The sequence below is a fragment of the Dysgonomonas mossii DSM 22836 genome (assembly GCF_000213575.1).
Classification (GTDB): domain Bacteria; phylum Bacteroidota; class Bacteroidia; order Bacteroidales; family Dysgonomonadaceae; genus Dysgonomonas; species Dysgonomonas mossii.
In genome coordinates this window covers 127,855-148,310 of record NZ_GL892011.1, presented here as the reverse complement: position 1 = coordinate 148,310, position 20,456 = coordinate 127,855, and the positions used below count along the sequence as shown (strand labels likewise).

11 protein-coding genes are annotated in these 20,456 nt (G+C 36.4%); 4 read left to right on the top strand and 7 right to left on the bottom strand.

The features are described from left to right. Window positions 1-92 precede the first annotated feature (92 nt). The 7 genes from HMPREF9456_RS15245 to HMPREF9456_RS15215 all read right to left on the bottom strand — a co-directional run bounded on the left by HMPREF9456_RS15245 (window position 93) and on the right by HMPREF9456_RS15215 (window position 8,348). A complete protein-coding gene (locus tag HMPREF9456_RS15245; protein ID WP_006844459.1) occupies window positions 93-1,661 on the bottom strand; it encodes a flotillin family protein in 1,569 nt (522 codons plus the stop codon). Between the two features lie 51 nt (window positions 1,662-1,712). Next, the gene (locus HMPREF9456_RS15240) at window positions 1,713-2,288 is read right to left on the bottom strand and encodes an NfeD family protein (RefSeq protein WP_006844458.1); all 576 of its coding nucleotides are present in this window, start codon (window positions 2,286-2,288) and stop codon (window positions 1,713-1,715) included. Between the two features lie 164 nt (window positions 2,289-2,452). Then, window positions 2,453-3,934: a TolC family protein gene (locus tag HMPREF9456_RS15235; protein WP_006844457.1), complete on the bottom strand. Its 1,482-nt coding sequence runs from the start codon at window positions 3,932-3,934 to the stop codon at window positions 2,453-2,455. 24 nt (window positions 3,935-3,958) lie between these two features. Further along, window positions 3,959-5,074 carry an efflux RND transporter periplasmic adaptor subunit gene (locus tag HMPREF9456_RS15230; protein WP_006844456.1) on the bottom strand — a complete coding sequence of 372 codons (1,116 nt, stop codon included), beginning with the start codon at window positions 5,072-5,074 and terminating at the stop codon, window positions 3,959-3,961. A 37-nt stretch (window positions 5,075-5,111) separates the two neighbouring features. Beyond that, on the bottom strand, window positions 5,112-6,368 hold the full coding sequence (locus tag HMPREF9456_RS15225; RefSeq protein WP_006844455.1) for an ABC transporter permease: 1,257 nt from the start codon (window positions 6,366-6,368) through the stop codon (window positions 5,112-5,114). Between the two features lie 17 nt (window positions 6,369-6,385). Further along, window positions 6,386-7,639, bottom strand: a complete 1,254-nt coding sequence (locus HMPREF9456_RS15220; protein WP_006844454.1) for an ABC transporter permease — start codon at window positions 7,637-7,639, stop codon at window positions 6,386-6,388. 13 nt (window positions 7,640-7,652) lie between these two features. Beyond that, on the bottom strand, window positions 7,653-8,348 hold the full coding sequence (locus tag HMPREF9456_RS15215) for an ABC transporter ATP-binding protein (protein ID WP_006844453.1): 696 nt from the start codon (window positions 8,346-8,348) through the stop codon (window positions 7,653-7,655). A gap of 368 nt (window positions 8,349-8,716) precedes the next feature. On the opposite strand from HMPREF9456_RS15215, the gene HMPREF9456_RS15210 reads away from it, so the two are divergent. The 4 genes from HMPREF9456_RS15210 (at window position 8,717) to HMPREF9456_RS15195 (ending at window position 20,454) form a co-directional block, all read left to right on the top strand. Next, the gene (locus tag HMPREF9456_RS15210; RefSeq protein ID WP_006844452.1) at window positions 8,717-9,076 is read left to right on the top strand and encodes a MarR family winged helix-turn-helix transcriptional regulator; all 360 of its coding nucleotides are present in this window, start codon (window positions 8,717-8,719) and stop codon (window positions 9,074-9,076) included. A 47-nt stretch (window positions 9,077-9,123) separates the two neighbouring features. Then, a complete protein-coding gene (locus HMPREF9456_RS15205) occupies window positions 9,124-11,580 on the top strand; it encodes a DsrE/DsrF/DrsH-like family protein (RefSeq protein WP_006844451.1) in 2,457 nt (818 codons plus the stop codon). A 339-nt stretch (window positions 11,581-11,919) separates the two neighbouring features. Next, a complete protein-coding gene (locus HMPREF9456_RS15200; protein WP_006844450.1) occupies window positions 11,920-13,284 on the top strand; it encodes an MATE family efflux transporter in 1,365 nt (454 codons plus the stop codon). Between the two features lie 51 nt (window positions 13,285-13,335). Then, entirely contained in the window at window positions 13,336-20,454 is a 7,119-nt protein-coding gene (locus HMPREF9456_RS15195; protein WP_006844449.1) for a type I polyketide synthase, read from the top strand. The last annotated feature ends 2 nt before the right edge of the window (window positions 20,455-20,456 follow it).

The following is a 20,456-nucleotide window of genomic DNA, read 5'->3' as shown; positions in this document are numbered from 1 at the left end:
GTATAAATAAAGCACAGGGCTTCTTTCTTAGAATAAATAATAGATTAAAAATAAAGACCATTCTTAAAATATAGAATGGTCTTTATTTGCTTTTATTTGTCTTTCTTCGTTTCTTCCTTTTGGTTCTTGTCTTCATCCTCTATAGGATGCGCAAGGGGTATGGTGATTCCGGCTTTTTCAGCATCGCCCTTCAGGTACGAAGGAAGATTCATTCCAGCCATCTTGAATAAATCATTGAGAGGGGGAACTGACTTCATAAGACCTGAAACAAAATTTGCTGTAGTTGTTTGTCCGTTGGTATTGTTACCTGACGAATCCCAAACAGTAATTTTATCGATTTTAATATTTTTGATAGCTTCAACTTGAGTTTTCACCAGTTCAGGAAGCTTCTCTATCAGTAATAACTGATATGCCGCTATAGGGTCGCCTCCGGCTGCATTTACAACACCCTTATAACCTTCTGCTTGTTTCGATAGTATTTCATACAACCCTCGAGCCTCTGCATCCATTTTAGCAAATATAGCATCCGCTTCACCTCGAGCTTGTTCTCTCAATTGTTCAGCTTTAGCTTGGGCTTCAATTATGATTTTTTGTTTTTCTATCTCCGCAGGAACTACAACGTTAGCTATTTGAGTAGAGCGTTCTCTTTCAGAACGAGCCAACTCAGCTCTTTGTTCTGCCTGATATGCTTCTTCTAATGCTTTTGCCTCTTGTACTTTTTCTGATGAAACAGCAAGTCTCAAGGCTTCTGCTTCTTTTTCACGACGTAGAGCATCAGAGCCTGCGATTTCAATTTTTGCAATATTTTCTCCTTTTACAGCTACAGCATTTGCTTCAGCCGTTTTTACACGAGTATCTCTCGTTGCTTCAGCTTTACCAATCGACTCATCTCTGAATGCTCCGGCAATACTAACCTCTTTGTCCTTCTGCGCTATAGCTATCTGTACATCCCTATCTCTATGCGTTTCAGCTATTTGCACGTCACGAAGTCTATCGGCTACAGCCTTCCCTGTTTCACCCATTTTTTCTTGTTCAGCGACGCTCACTTTCGCCTCATTGATGGCTTTTGCAGCAGCTTCCTTCCCTAAAGCTTCAATATACCCTGATTCATCATTGATGTCGGTCACGTTTACGTTGATTAACTTAAGTCCAATCTTACGTAATTCAGTATCTACATTCTTGGAGATATTGTCCAGAAATTTATCACGATCAGAGTTAATTTCTTCAATCATCATTGTGGCAATAACCAAACGAAGCTGACCAAATAAGATATCTTTTGCCAATTCTTGTATTTGCGAAGTGGTCAAGCCTAATAATCTCTCTGCCGCATTATTCATATTCTCCTTCTCGGTAGAGATAGCAATAGTAAATCGACATGGGACATCGACCCTGATGTTCTGTTTACTCAATGCACTCGTCAGATTGGCCTCGATAGATATCGGCTTCAAATCTAAATAAGCAAAATCTTGTACTACCGGCCAGATAAAAGCACCTCCACCGTGTATACATTTGGCTGAAGCCCCTCCTGTTTTACCATATACAACTAATATTTTGTCCGACGGACAACGCTTGTACCTAGATACCATTGTCATAACGAGGACAAATATCACAACTATAGCAACTACGAAAAGAACTCCCGTTCCTTCAAATAATCCTTCCATAATAAGAGTTTTATTTTAAAATTCATTGTATTTATTCAATCAAAGGGTTGTTTAAAGAGTTAAAGGAGTAACAATTAATATATCTCCTTCTATACCTACAACCTTCACTAATGAGCCGTTTTTGATCTCATCAACACTATTGGTGATAGCTGAGAGTTCATGAGTAGAACCTTTAACACTAATAAAAACTTTTCCTTTACCTGTTTTTGCTGCAGGTATAGAAAGATAAACATCTGCGGTTTTTCCGATTGTATCTTCTATTTTAAAGCTATTATCTTCTGATAACTTTAGTAATGCTCGCATAATGAAGAAAAAGAATGCGATGAAGAGTACTCCTACCAGAAAAGCAACAATGGCTAAAAGCACATTACTTTCTATAGCAGTGTAAAGAGATACTCCTGCCCATCCAAATCCCAGAAGAAAATTAATTAGGTTTCGAAGTGAAAAAAGCTGAAAAGGAGAATCTCCTCCGTCAAGATTTCCATCAAAATCTGCATCAACACCTGTATCTGCATCGGCTCCAACAAAGGTCATTATTGTTTGGATAATAAATATTACACTCGCTCCGATGGCTATATACCAATAAAACTGTTGAGTGCCATCCATATTAGCAAAAAACTCTTTCATTATAGGTTTTAGTTAATGGTGTTAATTATATTTAAGCTTTATACAAATATATAATTTTTTCGCTAGAGAATTGACTTGTAAAGACATGTTTTTAAAATAAAAATTCCGTGAAACATAAGATATTTCACGGAATCTGATAACACCTGATTCTACATTAAACTTAATTATTCCAAATCTATAGGTTTTCCTTGGTAGAAATCTAATATTTTACTCCTAAAAAGGAAATCATACTTCGCCTGAATCTGTTCTGATCTACTTGTCAATAATTTAGTTTTCGCTTCATTAAATTCAAAAACAGTAGATTTTCCTATTTCATATCTTTCTTGTGCATACTTGAAAGATTCTTCCGCTGCATCGTAGGCTTTATCTGTAGAACCATATTTAGCCTGAGCTGCAACAGCACTCTGATAGGCTTGCTGTATTTCCTTGTATAAGGCAAGCTTTACATTGTCTAAAGCTAGGTCCTGATTCTCTATGTTTAATCGTGCGCTACGTACTTGGTTTCGTGTTTGGAAGCGATTGAAGATCGGGATATTGAGTGAGAAGCCTATATACTTAGTCTGATTTTGACTAAGTTGTTTAGATATGCTTTCCTGATCCACTCCTTTTTTATAAATACGATCAAATCCGCTGCCATAGCGCATAGTCATGTCTAAAGTAGGATAGTAGCCGGACTGGGCAACTTTTAGTTGTTTTTGTGAACTTTCTAGCTTATACTGAGCCTCTTTAACATGAGGTTTTGTTTGTAATGCCATAGTGTAAACCTGATCGGGTGGTATTATACTAGAAATATTATCGTATACAACATCTCCTAAATTAGGTTCTTCTATGTCAAAATCTTTAGTTGTCGGCAAATTTAGTGATTGTGACAGATTTAGCAGAGATAAATCAAGGTCATTATTTGCCATAGTCACATTCAATTCATCTTTAGCTAACTGCGCTTTGATATCGTACAATTGTGATGATGGAACCTTTCCAGCTTCAAGTAACAACTGTGTGCGTTCTACTTGCTGAGAACTATACGATACTTGATCTTTATATGCTTTTAGAATCTCTTTTTTGAAAAGCACATCTAGATATAATGATACTACTTGTAGTTCAAGATTTTCTTTTGCTTTTTTCAATCCTTCAACAGCAGCTTGCAAATTTAATTCATCCGATTTAATTTGATTTGGAATACGGAATCCTGTAAATAGAGGAACTGATGTTGATACGCCAAAGCTGGTCGAGCCTGTATTTCCTGTACCCACTGTATTTGTTGTGGTTCTGATAGAGCGTCCAAAGTTAAAATCTTGTCCAATATTTCCGTTTAAATTTGGCAAGCGACTATTCTTTGATGTACTCAAATCTATTTCTGCACTTTTTACATTCAGAGATTGTTGTCGAAGGTCGATATTATTTTCTACAGCATAATCAACACATTGTTTCAATGTCCACTTACCAGTTCCTTGAGTAAAAAGTGGTGTTTTTACTTGTACAGGTTCTGCCGTGCGTTCTTCTGATATTTTAGTTGAATCTGCCGTCTCATCTAAGGTCTTTTCAGAACCCGGCTCAGCCTTTTCTACATATGTCCTTTTTCTTACCGTTTGTGCTTGTATTGTAAAACAGAAACTTAATAGGACACAGAATGTTATTGCTTTTTTCATAATTGTATATATTATCCTATCGGTCTATTTTTGAGCAGGCTTTTTAGATTTATCCGAAATTTCGTTTCCTCTGATTTTATCTCCCTTTTTCAACCCGGATTTTACTTCTACTTTTATTCCGTCAGATAGTCCTGTAGTAATTAGTTTTTTATCAAACAATTGTTCTATAGAATCTTTTAGCACGTATACATACGCAGAGTCATTACTAAATGTTATCGTACTTTCCGGTATAGATAATACTTTTTCAGCTTTAGATAATACGATTTCTGCATTTGCGCTGTATCCGGCACGAATGACGACTGTGTCAGGGATACGTGCTGCTGCTTTTATTTCAAAAAGAATGGCTCCGTTTTCTTCAACACCTTTTGGTGCGATATATTCTAGAACAGCATCAAATTTTTTGTTTTCTATAGCACCCACTGATAGCTTCATCGGCATACCTGTATGTATACGTCCAACTTCGGTTTCGTCTACTTTTCCAATAAAGATCATATCGTTCATGTTGGCTACACTAGCTATAGTAGTACCATCATTAAATGTATTGGCCTGAATAACAGAGTTTCCGACTTTAATGGGAACATCTAGTATCATACCTGTAATAGTAGATCTGATCTGAGTATTACTGTATTGTGCTGTTTTTTTAGAAATCCCATTTTTTACAATGTCTAAATTATCTTTAGAGTTATCGAGCTCTTCTACAGCTTTTTTGTAATCTGCCTCCGATTTATCCATCTCTTCCTTGGCTATTACTCCTTTACCAAAAAGTTGTTTCTGTCTGTCGTATTCCGCTTTTATCTGGTTCAGATTGATGCGTGCAACATTTACTCTCGATTCAGCACTATTCAACTGAGAGACCTCCGGTATTACTTTTACCGTAGCGATAATTTCTCCTTCTTTTACAAAATCACCGGCTTCTTTCAGCACCTCGGATACAATACCGGAGATCTGAGGTTTGATAAGAATTTCATCACGAGGCGATACCTTTCCTGTTGCGACAGTAGTGTTTTCTATATCTCCGGATTCTACAGTTGATATCTCATAAACAATCTTTTTAGGTTGAGATTTTCTAAAAAGAAAATATAATGTACCAAAGAAAATTAATCCGATAAGTACTAGTCCAATAATTTTTAAAGCTTTCATATTATTTAATTTTCTATTTTTTATTCTTTACAGTAAATTATTCTTCTCTGATAGCATCGATTGCTTTTATGCGCAGTGCTCTCATTGCAGGCATCAAACCGGAAAGTATCCCCGATACAATCAATACCCCAAGTGCTGCTATTGCTGTCCAAAATGAAACAAGTGGTGGTATGAGAAATACTTCGTCACTTATATTTTTGCTCATTACATAGCTGATGATTTCTATGAGTGCTATTCCTGCAAAAAAGCCTGCAAATCCGGCGATTGTCGTTAAAACAAAGCTTTCACTCAAGATTTGCTTGACTATTGTTATTGGCTTAGCGCCAAGAGCACGCCTTACCCCAATTTCCCGAGTTCGTTCACGTACCGTTACCAGCATAATATTACTGATGCCTATAATACCGGATAACAAAGCACCTATTCCTACAAACCATATAAGGAAATCAATACCTAAAAATAAGTTGTTGAAAATTTGGAACTGTTTTTCTATATTAAAGCTACCTACGGCTTTTTCATCGGTAGGAGATATGTCGTGCGCTGTTTTTATTATCGCTGTAACCTCTTCTTCTACCACAGAGGCTGGATAACCCGGCTTAGCCGTACATGCCATGAAATATACTTTGTCTCCTTGATTAAAGGCCTGTTGCATTGTTGAGAATGGAATAAAAACCGTTGATTCTACATCTCCGCCGATCGACATGTTCGACTTAGGACGAATCACTCCAATTACTTGAAAGTATATTCCATTTACTCTTATATATTGTCCTTCGGGATTTTCCCCCGGCTGAAATAATGTTTCATAAACTTCTCGTCCGATTACACATACTTTGCGAGTGCCCGCTATATCCAATTCGTTGAATACCCGTCCCATGAGTATGTGCTGTTGTTCTATATTGAAATGATCGGGATATATCCCTCTGGTTCCATACGATCCTGATTTTCGTCCACGTACAACATTTTTATCTCCGCTATTTCCAAAGAGTACAGGAGAAATATATTCCACAGATTGGGCTTTTTCTCTGATCAGCGTAACATCTTTTCTGTTCATCGACCAGAAACGTCCTTTACGGAATCCCTTGTACGGTTCACTGGTAACATCTGTCCAAAAGAAGCAGGAGTTGGATGCAAATCCGCTTACATTTTTCATGATACCTCCTTGAAAGCTATATCCGATACCTATGAGAATAATAAGCATGAAAATACCCCACGAAACGCCTATGCAAGTAAGGAAACTTCGAAGCTTATTTCGAGTTATAGTTACCCATATTTCTTGTAAATTATCTAAATCAAACATGTTCTGTTTTTTTTTAATTATTCAGCTCTCATCGCTTCTATTGGGCTCACTTTTGTTGCTTTCAGCGCAGGTATAAGACCGGCAATTGTTCCTGCGACAATCAAAACCACTGTTGCCCATATTACAGTGGACAAATCTACTGTTGGATCTTTGAATATTGAAGGACCATCGGATGGCGCATTAGCCATAATTGTGCTAATACCTTCAGTGATTCCTACGCCAATAACTATACCAATATAGCCGGCTACGGTAGTGATCAGTATAGATTCAAAAATAATGAGCTTGAGAACAGAGAAAGGAGTAGCTCCTATTGCCTTTCGAATACCAATTTCTTTAGTGCGTTCTTTTACCGTTATAAGCATGATATTTCCTACACCAACAATTCCAGCTAATAATGAAGCAATTCCGATGACAATGATAAAAGCAGTGATAATAAAGAATATGCTTTGTGCCTCCAACATGTCTTCTGCCGTATTGCGAACATACAATGCAGATCTGTCAGCCGGGTCAAAATTATGGAGTGTTCCCATTCGTTGGCGGAGCTTTTCTACAAATTTCTCGTTTGCTTCTTTAGTTGACAATCCGACTACGGTAAAATCAATCCTGCGAAAACCATAACCTTTGTTATAGAGCATCTGAGCTGTTGTGAAAGGTATATAGCCTGGAGGGTTGTTGTCATAGATATCTTCATTATCATAAACCCCAATCACCTGATAAGCTATATTATTATCAGCAATCACATATTGGTCTATCGGATCTTTATCTTTAAATAATACCTTTTGCATATCGGGGCTGAGAACTATCACCTTGCGGCGATTGTCAACATCCATTTTATTGAGAAATCGGCCATTTCCATTCGCAACTTTCAGATTATTGATAATAGAAGCATCCTGTGACACTCCATCTATATCCCACGAACCATACTCTTTTTCATAAGATAAAGTTACCCTTTGGCTCAACCGAACAGAGACATATTCGACCTCGGGTATCTTATTTCGTATTAGATCATAGTCTTTTTGATCAAACTTTATTTGTCTATTTGTCGGAAGCCCTTTATAAGCCATTGAAGTCCATCCGGGCCACAATGTAACAGAGTTTTGTGCTCTGCGTGAAAAGTTTGAAGTAACACCATTTTTCAACCCATTACCTGCAGCCAATAATATTATAAGCATAAAAATACCCCATGCTACTGCAAAACTGGTTAAAAAAGTGCGTAACTTATTTTTGCCGATAGTAGAAAATATTTCGCGTATAGAATCAAAATCAAACATAAGTAATCTGGGTTTACATTGCTATTACTGGGTTCTCATTTACTTCTATCGAACCTATAATTCCATCCTTTATATGGATAACTCGATCTGTAGCATCAGCCACAGATTGCTCATGGGTTACAATAAGCATAGTTATACCATCATCGTTATTGATCTGTCGAAGTAATTGCATCACATCTCTAGAAGTCTTGCTATCTAGAGCGCCTGTAGGTTCATCTGCCAGTATTATCTGAGGTTGAGCTATTAGAGCCCGGGCAATTGCGACACGCTGCTTTTGCCCTCCGGAGAGTTCATTCGGCATATGGCTTGCATGCGATGCGATTCCCATCTTATCCAGATATTCCATAGCTATACTATTACGTTTTTTTCGAGAAACTCCCTGATAATATAGCGGTAGTGCTACATTTTCTACAGCATTTTTGAATGTAATCAGGTTGAAGGACTGGAATATAAACCCAATCTTCTTATTTCTCAACTCAGCTGCTTGGGTTTCACTCAGATTTTTGATTAGAACATTATCCAAGTAATATTCTCCGGTATCATAGGTATCCAAAATTCCGAGAATATTTAGCAAGGTGGATTTTCCTGAGCCGGAAGCTCCCATTATAGAGACTAGCTCTCCTCTTTCCACGTCCATATTAATCCCTTTCAATACATGTAAAGGTGATTTTCCCCAATAAGTTTTGTTTAAACTATTTATTCTTATCACGTTCGCTGTTGTTTATTATATTTGAAGAACCTACTGTCGCACAGAATTAAATTTTAATAAAGTTTCATAAAATTATATCTAGAAACATTTACTATATATGTCGCTAAAAATAAAAAAAGGTTACACGTTTTTGATATTTTAACATTAAAAAAATATATAATTCTGTAATTATATGATATAAAGATGAATAATTAAATTTAGAAAATACAACTTTTGATTATAAATTTACTTTTTGATGTGCTTGGAAATCTTTTTTCCAGAATAAAGCATATTTGAAATGAATCATAGAATCTATATTATTCATATACATTTTGTCAATCAAAAAATATTATTTTTCTTTGCAAATATTTTCCAATAGCAAGTATTTTATGGAGTCAATTTGTAAGCTAAAAAATATATATAAATCTCTTTATACTTTCGAAAAAGAGTTTGCCGAAAAGAATAACATAACTATTAATGAAGGTATGGTTTTATGTTGTATGAAGGATGAGAAGCCAAGAACAGCAAATGATCTTTGCGAATTTGTGGGGTTATCTAATTCCAGAGTATCACGTATAATAAATACTGTAGAAACTAAAGGGTATATATTGCGAGAAATGGGTTCAATAGATAAAAGACAAATGATCTTTTCCTTGACAGAGGAAGGGAGAAACAAAATAAAAGAAATGATGAAACATGAAATTAATTTATCTGCATTGATAAAAGAACTGGTAGAAATATCAGAATAATTTTTTAATCATATAATTGCTAATAACAAATATTTATAATATAAATTATGAAAATACTGATAATTGGAGGTGTGGCAGGTGGTGCAACAGCAGCTGCACGACTGAGAAGAATGAACGAAAATGCTCAGATTATACTGTTCGAAAGAGGAGAGTACGTATCATATGCCAACTGTGGACTTCCTTATTATATTGGGGGAACAATTAGTGAACGTGACAGGTTGTTTGTACAAACAGTAGATGGTTTCATCAATCGTTTCAATATAGATATCCGAGTAAAATCGGAGGTAACCGGAATTGACCTAAAGAATAAATCAATAAGAGTTCATGATATTGCAGCTAATAGAGATTATGCAGAAAGTTATGACAAGCTAATAATATCGACAGGAGCAGAGCCAATCAAACCTCCAATGCCGGGCATAGAGGACAATCGTATTTTTTCATTAAGGAATGTGCCTGATATGGATAAAATAAAAAGCTATATAAACCAACATAAACCCAAAAGAGCTGTGGTAATAGGCGGGGGTTTTATAGGTCTTGAAATGGTGGAAAATCTACATGATGCAGGATTAGATATAACGTTGATTGAAAAGAGTAACCAAGTAATGGCTCCAATCGATTTTTCTATGGCTTCTATTGTACACCGACATCTTATTCAAAAGAATGTATCTCTTTTACTCGAGGAGGGTGTTGCAAAGTTCGAATCAATTGAGGATGCTATAAACGTCGGATTGGAAAGTGGAGGAAGTGTTACTGCAGATATGGTTATACTAAGCATTGGAGTTCGTCCCGAAGTAAAATTGGCTAAAGACGCAGGCTTGCAACTTGGCTCTATGGGAGGCATCAAGGTTGATGATTATATGCAAACATCAGATAGTAACGTATATGCTCTAGGTGACGCTACAGAAGTGTTTAATCCGGTTATTAATAAACATACTTTAGTTCCACTAGCCGGTCCAGCGAATAAACAAGCTCGTATCGTAGCCGATAATATTTTGGAAGGCAATAAGTATACATATAATGGTACTATAGGAACTTCTATTGCTAAGGTTTTTGATTTGACTGTCGCAGCAGCAGGAGCTTCTTCAAAATTACTAAATAGAGAAAAAATAGAACATATATCATCATATACGCACGGAAGTTCCCATGCAGGCTATTATCCTGAAGCACTACCATTATCTATTAAAATAATTTTTTCTCCTGAAGATGGTAAATTGCTGGGAGCTCAAGTGGTGGGTTATGATGGGGTTGATAAACGTATTGACTTATTTGCTCAGATTATAAAAAAAGGAGGTACAATTTATGACCTTCAGGAAATAGAACATGCTTATGCCCCACCATATTCGTCAGCCAAAGACCCCGTAAATATGGCCGGATTTGTAGCCGAGAATATTTTAAAAGGGAAAGTAAACATTATCCAATGGCGAGACATCCCCAATGTAGATAAAACAGAAGCTATGATCATAGATTCACGTACAAAGGAAGAATATGATTTTGGACATATCGAAGGAGCTATTAACATACCAGTCGATGAGATTAGAAGTCGTCTAAATGAAATACCAAGAGATAAAAAGATTATAGTTTATTGCGCTGTTGGATTACGTGGATATATTGCCTCGCGGATTCTTATGCAACATGGTTATACAGACGTTTATAATCTTTCGGGAGGATATCGAACTTACTCTTGTGCTATTGCTGATAATACAACGAGTGAAGGACTTTGTGATACACTTATTAAAGATGATGGAGAAATGGAAAATAAAGAAAGTGCAACAATTAAAACAATCAAAATAGATGCTTGTGGATTACAGTGTCCTGGCCCGATCATGCAGTTGAAGAAAAACTACGATCAAATAAATATTGGTGACCGCCTCGAAATCAGTGTTACAGATCAGGCTTTTGGTGAAGACTTAAATGGCTGGTGTCGTATGGTTGGCGCAAAACTGATAAGCATGAATAACTCGGGTGGGGTAATAACTGCTACTGTAGAAAAGATAGCAAAAGAAGACGCTTCTTGCACCACATCAGCTATCGCTAAAGATAATAAAACACTCATAGTATTTAGTGACGATTTGGATAGAGCTTTAGCTTCATTTGTGATAGCTAATGGTGCCGCAGCTACAGGTAAAAAAGTAAGTATCTTCTTTACATTCTGGGGGCTTAATGTTATAAAAAAGGAGAAAAAGCCTGCTGTAAGAAAAGACTTTATGGGAAAAATGTTTGGCATGATGTTGCCATCTAGCAGCAAAAAACTAGGCCTATCTCAAATGAATATGGGAGGCATCGGTAGTAAAATGATGCGTAGCATCATGAAAAATAAAAATGTAGATAGCCTTGAAAGCCTTATGCAACAGGCTTTAGATAATGGTGTAGAATTTATTGCATGTTCTATGTCGATGGATGTAATGGGTATAAAAAAAGAGGAATTAATAGATAATATTACGATTGGTGGTGTTGCCGCTTATCTTGATAGAGCAGAAAATGCGAATGTAAATCTATTCATTTAATATTTTTAGACATATAAGACAAAATCCGAATTACTCTTCTCTCACTTGATCTATTTATCCTGGTGAGAGAGGAGTTCTTTTAATGTTTTTACATCTACAAGAAAAGAAAGTAGACGTAATGTCCTTAAATTGAAAAACAATAAATTTCATATATTTAGATTCCTTCTCAGATAATTGATAGGGGCTTTATTCTTTGTTCGTTAATTATTTTTATTTGTTTAGTAAAATATATTTATATAAGTTTGTGGCTTGAGACTATAAATATCTTTTTCTTTAACATTGACTTTACATACATTACTAATGTTTTGCCTGGATAACATTTAGTAATCAGATAAAATAATGGGGTCTATACAAAATAGATTAGAATCGGAACAAATAACAAAACTACTGAGAGAATATTCCATTTCGGCTATTATCGGTTCCTTAGTTGTTGCCATCTACAATATTGTGGATAGTATCTATATTGGACATGGGCCTAATTTAGGAGATCATGCCATTGGTGGGCTAGGGCTCATTTTTCCTATAATGACATTCTTTACTGCATTAGGAGCATTCGTCGGTACAGGTGCAGCCACTCGTGTTGCTATTTATATGGGTGAAGGTTGCAAATATAAGGTAGATAGAGTATTAGGAAACGCTTTTGTTTTGACAATACTGTTAACCGGATTCTTCATTCTTCTGACTTATATCTTTATCGATCCACTATTACATATAATCGGAGCAACAAAAGATACTTATAATTTTGCTCGCGAGTTCTTAATCTTTTATCTGCCGTGTTGTATTTTCCTTAATTTAGGCTTCGTATTGAGCAGTGTTATGCGTGCTTCGGGTTATCCTCAAAAAGCAATGTATATTATGCTGCTTGGTGTTATTCTAAATATTATACTTGCACCTATTTTCATTTTTATATTCGAATGGGGGATGAGAGGTGCTGCAATTGCCACTTCAATAGCCGCGTTTAGCTCCTTCGTTATCTTTATGATTCATTTTCTTGATAGAAATAATACATTAACACTATATAAGCATAAGTTAAATCTGGATAAAAGAATTGTATGGGCTATAATGAGTGTCGGGGTTTCTCCATTTCTGATGCAAGTAGCAGCTTCCATTGTAGTCTTTTTTATAAATAACAGGTTAAGTACTTACGGAGACAGCATCGCTGTAGAAGCATATGCAATAGCCAATAGATTAAATCTTGTTGTTGTACTCATCATTGTTGGTTTAACACAAGGAATGCAACCCATCGTTGGGTACAATTATGGGGCGAACAAGATAGAAAGGGTAATATCTACAGTAAATCACGCAATAAAAGCCGGTGTCGGTATCGGATTTCTCGGTATGATGGGTGGATTACTCTTTTCAGATATTGCAGTCAGTCCATTTAATCCTAGTCCTACATTGGCAAGTAAAGCCTCTAGAGTTTTAAAAATAATAACGATTGTATTACCTCTTAGTGGTTGGCAAATGGTCATTTCTAATTTTTTCCAATCTATAGGAATGCCTACGAAAGCAATCATCTTAAGCCTAACACGGCAATTCCTTTTTCTAGTACCGCTGTTATTCATTTTACCTCTTTTTTTTCAATTGGATGGGGTATGGATTTCAATACCATTAGCTGATGTTGCATCAACAATATTAGCTGTTATAATTTATATTTGGCAAATACATAAACTTAAAGAGAAATATATATATGCAATAGATTAGATAATAAAACAAGAAAGACAAACATATAAAACAAACTACAACTATTTAATAATGCAACACTACAAAGAGCTACTAATCGTATCTCCCTTCGAGATACCAAATCCTGTTTTAGCTTTAGAAACGATCAAGACCGGTGCATATCCCGTATTGCATCTTGGTAGGAATCTGCAAAAAGCACAAGAATCCTTAGATATCATGAGTGAATCTACAACTGAATCTTTTGGGGTTTGTTTTGTAGATGAGACTTCATTAAAATTAGACCTTCCACCAAATGTAACCAGAGTGATTTTTCCTGCTGGTATGAATATATCAGTAAGCGAAAATATAGAAAAATTATGTCAGGTAGATTCTTTAGATGAAGCTGCAAGAGTAGTCGATAGCGGTATCAGTAATATTATCGTAAAAGGAAATGAAGGAACAGGAAAAGTGTCAGCTCAGTCCTCATTCATCCTTTTCCAAAGTATAGCGGATAAATATTTAAATAAAGGAATAAATATTTATATACAAGGCGGAGTCGGTATACATACTTCTGCCGCTTGTTTGGCTTTAGGGGCTAAGGGGGTTATTATGGATAGTCAGATTTCCTTATTTCCTGAATGCGGTTTAACCAAAGATCAGAAAAATATTTTTAGTAAACTGAGTGGAAGTGAAACTACCGTAATTGACAATTTCAGAATATTGTTGAGGAAAAATTCTCCTAAATTACCTGTCAATACTAAATATTTGGATGTTATACCATTATTGGGAGGATTAGATATTAATAAGAATATATTACCTATAGGGCAAGATATTTCATTATCTATTGACTTTGTAGAAAAATATAAAAACCTTAACACATTTGTTTCTAGCTTTTATGAAGCTATATACGGTCATATACAGCAAGCAAAAAGACTGCAAACAATCAAATCTGATAGTAAACTCGCAAAAAGTTTAGGTATAAAATACCCAATAGCACAAGGGCCAATGGCCAGAGTAAGCGATGTTCCCGAATTTGCTTGTAATATAGCTGATGCGGGAGCATTACCTTTTATTGCCATGAGTATGACAACCGGAGATGCTGCCCGCAACCTGATAGCAGAATCCAGTCGGTTACTCAACGATAAAGTATGGGGAGTAGGACTGCTAGGCTTTATACCTACAAAACAACGCGAAGAGCAAACAAAATATATATTAGAGTACAGACCTCCTGTGGTACTGATAGCCGGAGGAAGCCCAGCTTTGGCAAAACCATTTGAAAAAGAAGGTATTAAAGCTTTTATTCATGTTCCATCTCAAATATTGTTAGATATATTTCTTAAAGAAGGGGCGAAGAACTTTGTATTCGAAGGGCGTGAAAGTGGTGGACATATAGGTCCTCTTTCCAGCTTTATCTTATGGGAAAGACAGATATACAGATTACTAAAAGAAGATAACCTGTCTGCATTCAGTGTATTTTTTGCGGGTGGGATACATAACGCATTTTCTTCTGCATTCGTATCTATAATGTCTGCTACACTCGATGCTAAAGGAGCCAAAATAGGGGTACTAATGGGGTCTTCGTATCTGTACACAAAAGAGGCTGTAGAGACAAAAGCCATCCTCCCTGAATTCCAAAAGTTGGCGATTGAAGAAAATGATACAGTTATTCTGCAAGCAGCCCCGGGACAAGAAACACAATCTCTAAAATCTCCATTTACAGAATATTTCGGTAAGGAAAAAGAAAAACTACAGCAACAAAATCTGGATAGTAAAGAAATTTGGATCAGATTAGAGGAGCTTAACCTTGGTCGTTCGAGAATTGCAACAAAAGGCATTGAACGTATAGGAACAGATCTTGTAAAATTGAACGACGAGGAGCAAAAAGAAAAAGGGCTTTATATGATAGGACAAATAGCAGCTCTCAATCAGAAGGAAATAACTCTGGATGAATTGCATAAGCATGTAGCTGTAGATAATAACGAACTGCTTTCTCAGCTTCCTGATATTGCTTTGCCAACATCAAATACACAACCATTAGATATAGCGATTGTAGGAATTTCGGGTATTTTCCCCGATGCGCATAATATTGAAGAATATTGGAGAAACATCGTTCTTGGCAAAAATTGTATAACTGAGGTTCCCGATAGTCGCTGGAATAAAGATCTATATTATGATCCAAACTCTACTGATACAGATAAAGTGGTCTCGAAATGGGGCGGATTTATTCCATCGATAGACTTTGATCCTCTTGAGTTTGGAATGACACCTCAATCACTTGCGTCTATAGAACCGACACAATTACTGAGCCTTTTGGTTGCTAAGCAAGCCTTAACAGATGCAGGATATGAAAACCTGTCCGAAATTGATTTAGAAAATACTTCCGTTATATTCGGTGCAGAAGGAGCAACAGAACTAGCGGCAAGTTATGGTTTCAGAGGCTATGCAAAACAGGTTTTTGGAGAATTACCAGATATATTAAAAAATTCCCTGCCTCGTCTTAATGAAGATTCTTTTGCCGGAGTATTATCAAATGTGATATCAGGTAGAATCGCCAATCGTTTAAATCTGGGGGGACGTAACTATACAGTAGATGCAGCATGTGCATCGTCTCTTGCTGCTTTGGACTTAGGATGCCAGGAATTATTCTCCAAACGCTCTGATATGGTACTTTTAGGTGGAGCCGATTTACATAACGGGATCAACGACTTCTTAATGTTTTCATGTACGCATGCATTATCCCGTAAAGGTTATTCTGCTTCATTCGATGCAGATTCCGATGGTATTGCCTTGGGGGAAGGCATTGGCGTTATAGTCCTGAAACGGTTAGCTGATGCCGAACGTGATGGAAATAAGATATATGCCGTTATCAAAGGAATGGGAGGTAGTAGTGATGGAAAAAGCCTGGGAATGACTGCCCCAAACAGAAATGGACAGATAAAAGCATTGCAAAGAGCTTATCAAAATGCAGGGATTTTACCATCACAGGTAGAAATGATAGAGGCTCATGGTACGGGAACGGTAGTAGGGGATCGAACGGAGTTAAGGGCATTAACTGATATGTTTCTTGAATCAGGAGCGGTCAAAGGTCAAACATTGCTAGGTTCTGTAAAAACGCAAATAGGACATGCTAAATGTGCAGCAGGTATTGCAGGCGTCATCAAGACTGCTTTATCTATTTACTACAAAGTCCAACCGCCTACATTACATCTTAATAAACCGAATCCTTATTACGATAAAGACAGTAGTCCTTTTGTCTTTAATTCACATTCGGGATATTGGGATAGTGAGAAAAGAATTGCCGGAGTCAGTGCATTTGGTTTTGGCGGAACTAATTTTCATGTAGTGATGGAGAATCATAAAAGTGAAGAAGATCATAATAGCAGTTTACCTCTATGGCCATCAGAACTATTTGTATTTCGCGGGGATTCACTAAAAGAAGCTAAACAGCAATTACAGAAAGTAAAAGAACTGTTGAGCTACAATAATACAATCAATATTAAAAATATAGCTTACAGTTTAGCTTTACACAGCCAAAAAGAAGTTCAACTATCAATAATTGCAAGTGATTGCATAGAATTACAGAATAGAATTGATACAGCTCTTCTAGAAAAAGAAGAATATGGGATTTATTTAAAAAAGGTGAAAGAAGGAAAGGTTGCATTTATGTTTTCCGGACAAGGGAGTCAAAGAGTAAATATGGCTCGCGATATGTTTGTTGCCTTTCCCGCAATGCGTCGCTTACTTACCAAGCATAAAGAATATGAGAAGATATTATTTCCTTACTCAGCCTTCGATGAAGAAACGCGTAAAGAGCAAGAGAAAGTTATCACCGATACACAAAATGCTCAGCCATTACTTGGAATTGTAGATTTTGCATTCGCTGAGTTTCTTAAATCATTAGGAGTTGTGCCTGATATGGTGGCAGGTCATAGCTATGGAGAGTTGCCGGCTTTATGTTTTGCCGGTGCTTTTGATGCCGAGGAACTAGTGCCATTAAGTCGTAAAAGAGCTTTATCTATATTAGATGCAATAGAAGAGGATAAAGGGAAAATGATAGCTGTCAGTCTCTCCGAAACAGAGATAATTGCCCTATTGGATGGTGAAAAGGATGTGTGGGCTGTGAACCTCAATTCGCCGAAACAAATTGTACTGGCTGGTTCTACCAAAGGAATTAATTCTTTTATGCGAAAACTAAGTAATAAAAATATTGCATATAAAGAGCTTAATGTAGCATGTGCATTTCATAGTCCTCTTTTACATAAATCAAGAGATCTGTACGGCGACGTGTTGCAAAAGGTTGACTTTAAAACACTAAGGTTGCCTGTATGGTCTAATACAACAGCGGAACCTTATCCGATAGAAACACAAGAAATAAAAAATCGATTAGCGGAACACCTTATCAAACCTGTACATTTTACCCGGCAAGTTGAAAATATGTACAATGAAGGTACACGTATATTTATCGAAGTTGGACCCGGTAGAGTTCTTACTGGACTTGTACAATCCATATTAGGGGATAAAGTATCTGCTTTTGAAACAGAAAATAAAAGTTTCAATGGCGTAACTTTCATATTACATACTATTGCAAAATATTTGTCGACAGGTAAATCTGTTGACGTTGAAAAACTCTTTGAAAACCGCAATACATCTATCGTAAATATAGATGAGCCTGAACAATACAAAAAGAGTCCTATTGTATGGCATATAAATGGACACAATGCTATACCTTCTGATGGACGAATGCCTTCGACAGGTGCATACCCAATAACACAACCTATAATGAACTTAAAAAATATGGTTAATAACCCCAATAATAATCAATCTTCAGGACTTTCTTCTTCAGATCAAGTAATATTAGAGTATCTGGATAGTATGAGAATGATGATGCAGAGCCAGCGTGATGTCATGCTCGGCTATTTGGGATATACTCCTAGCAGTAATATATCAACTCCAACACGAATAATCCCCGTGCAGCAAGTACAGGTCTTACCGGTAAGCACTGTTTCACAACAGGTAGAGCAAATACAACAACCTGTGGCAATAAATGCGTCAATGCCTAAATCTGCTGAAAGATCAACACAAGTCTTATCTATAGACGATATTAAAGGCCTATTGCTCGAGACTGTTAGCGAAAAAACGGGCTATCCGATCGAAATGTTAGGTCTTGACTTAGACTTAGAAGCAGATATGAGTATAGACTCTATCAAACGAATGGAAATTATTGGTGCTTTGAGAGAAAAGCTTAACATATCAGGGAGTATGGAGGATGCAGAAGATACAGTAGAAAAGCTTGCCTCTGTAAAAACTCTTAATGGTTTGATCGACTGGATTAAGGAATTAGCCAACTCAAGTATAAGTCAGACACAAGGTGCAATTGTGCCAGATGTAGTTCATTCTGTTGCTATTACTCCAACTCAAGCCATAACAATCGATGATATCAGGGCTTTGCTTCTTGAAACCGTTAGTGAAAAAACTGGTTATCCAGCGGATATGCTTGGATTGGATCTAGATTTGGAAGCAGATCTCAGTATTGACTCTATCAAACGCATGGAGATTATAGGCTCATTGAGAGAAAAACTTAATATATCCGGTAGTATTGAGGATGCTGATGATACAATTGAAAAACTAGCTTCAGTAAAAACTCTTAATGGATTAATTGATTGGATAAAAGAATTGGCTAATGGTGTTGAGAATAAAGATTCTATACCCCAGTCTCAAACAGGGCAAACAATTCAAGTTGAGCAGATAACAGTAAAAGATAATAAAACCATTGCAGATGAATTGATAAGAATGAGTTTTGAACTTGAAGAAACAACCCTAAACTCTGAAAATAATAAGATACAAGGAAAGCGATTTGCCCTTACGGATGACAATGGTGAATATGCTCAAAAGGTTAAAATAGCAATGGAGGCAAATGGAGCTATTGTTGACTTGATACAAGGAGATGAGAATCTTTCTCAGTATGATGGGCTAGTGATACTCAACTCTTCGGTATCACCTCGGAAATACAGTATCAAAGAAGTGTTTAGTATGATCAAGAATGTAGATATTGCTAGGATCAAATGGGTGTATACATTCAGTGATGTACTTGGAAATATTAAAAGCACCGAAGGAGTATCTAAGTTGAAAGAGATTCAAGGCTTCCCAGGGCTGATAAAGAGCCTTGCACATGAGTTCCCAACAATTACGTTCCGGGCAATAGTATCACATTCTATCTTCGAATCAGATTCTTTATCCCAAATAGTAGTAGATGAATTATTAACACAAGATGATACCTATACAGAAATAATCTATAAGGATAATAAGAGATATTTTGTAAATTCTAAACCTGTCACTCTTATTGAAAATGGAAGTTCTCATCTTTCTCTCGACAAAGATGCTGTAATTGTGGTATTTGGAGGAGCACAGGGGATTACGCCGGAGTTGATTAGCGAACTGTCAAAAGAATATCCATGTAACTATATTCTTGTAGGACGTTCAGACACTCCTACAAAAGAATTTGATAAGTATAAATCGTTGGACTCAAAGGACAAGATACGTAAATATCTGATCACTGAAGAAAACCTGAAATCTCCCGGCGAAATAGAAAAGAAAGTACAAAAGATATTCAAGACGAATCAGATAAATGAAAATGTTGCAAAAATAGAACAAAACGGAGCGAAAGTAACATATATATCCTTAGACATAAAAAATGAAGGAGCACTGAGAGGTTTTATAAAAAAAACATATGATACCTATAACAGAATAGACGGGATATTTCATGCTGCAGGCTTGTTGGACGATAAATTATTTATACATAAAACTTTTGAATCTTTTGATAAAGTGTATTCTACCAAAGTCATTCCACTGCATGTCTTACTGGATGAATTACGTTCCGACCTAAAACTATTTGTAATGTTCAGTAGCGTGGCATCATCTTATGGGAACAAGGGACAATCTGATTATGCTTCAGCAAACAGTGTCTTCGATTATATTGCTCCAATCTTAAATGATAAAGTTGAAGCCAGAATACTCACTATTAATTGGGGACCCTGGAAAGGAACAGGTATGGTAAATGACACATTAGAAGCTGAGTTCATGAAACGTGGGGTTTCGTTGATTCCTCTGAGGAAAGGAGCTGAATATTTTGTAAATGAGCTTAAATATGGAAAAGAGAATCATATACTGGTGATGGGTGGATCAGAAGATGTAAAAAGCTTTTTAAATAATTGATT

Coding starts and splice junctions, on each gene's coding strand:
- HMPREF9456_RS15200 (WP_006844450.1), top strand. CDS start 11,920: ATGGGGTCTATACAAAATAGATTAGAATCGGAACAAATAACAAAACTA.
- HMPREF9456_RS15210 (WP_006844452.1), top strand. CDS start 8,717: ATGGAGTCAATTTGTAAGCTAAAAAATATATATAAATCTCTTTATACT.
- HMPREF9456_RS15220 (WP_006844454.1), bottom strand. CDS start 7,639: ATGTTTGATTTTGATTCTATACGCGAAATATTTTCTACTATCGGCAAA.
- HMPREF9456_RS15225 (WP_006844455.1), bottom strand. CDS start 6,368: ATGTTTGATTTAGATAATTTACAAGAAATATGGGTAACTATAACTCGA.
- HMPREF9456_RS15230 (WP_006844456.1), bottom strand. CDS start 5,074: ATGAAAGCTTTAAAAATTATTGGACTAGTACTTATCGGATTAATTTTC.
- HMPREF9456_RS15245 (WP_006844459.1), bottom strand. CDS start 1,661: ATGGAAGGATTATTTGAAGGAACGGGAGTTCTTTTCGTAGTTGCTATA.
- HMPREF9456_RS15235 (WP_006844457.1), bottom strand. CDS start 3,934: ATGAAAAAAGCAATAACATTCTGTGTCCTATTAAGTTTCTGTTTTACA.
- HMPREF9456_RS15240 (WP_006844458.1), bottom strand. CDS start 2,288: ATGAAAGAGTTTTTTGCTAATATGGATGGCACTCAACAGTTTTATTGG.
- HMPREF9456_RS15195 (WP_006844449.1), top strand. CDS start 13,336: ATGCAACACTACAAAGAGCTACTAATCGTATCTCCCTTCGAGATACCA.
- HMPREF9456_RS15205 (WP_006844451.1), top strand. CDS start 9,124: ATGAAAATACTGATAATTGGAGGTGTGGCAGGTGGTGCAACAGCAGCT.